The organism is Robertmurraya sp. DFI.2.37 (assembly GCF_029211245.1).
Lineage (GTDB): Bacteria > Bacillota > Bacilli > Bacillales > Cytobacillaceae > Robertmurraya > Robertmurraya methanolica_A.
Genome location: NZ_JARGEJ010000645.1, coordinates 1 through 300, shown reverse-complemented (window position 1 = coordinate 300; position 300 = coordinate 1). Strand labels below are relative to the sequence as shown.

General features: G+C 40.0%; 1 protein-coding gene. It reads left to right on the top strand.

Annotated features, from left to right (window positions below; genetic code table 11):
* The coding region (locus PZE06_RS28050; protein ID WP_275792409.1) for a glycine--tRNA ligase subunit alpha at positions 1-300 on the top strand (300 nt) is incomplete at both ends.

Genomic DNA, 300 nt, shown 5'->3' with positions numbered 1-300 from the left:
CAATTGGGAAAATCCTTCCCTTGGCTGTGCTGGTCTAGGCTGGGAAGTATGGCTTGATGGCATGGAAATTACTCAGTTTACGTATTTTCAACAAGTTGGTGGTTTAGAATGTAAGCCTGTTTCTGTTGAGATTACTTATGGAATTGAGCGTTTAGCTTCTTACATTCAAGAAAAGGAAAATGTTTTTGATCTAGAGTGGACAGAAGGATTTACGGTGAGAGATATTTTCCTTCAGCCTGAGTTCGAGCATTTCAGTGTCCGATGTTTCAAATGTATACTTAGAATGCTCGAACTCAGGCT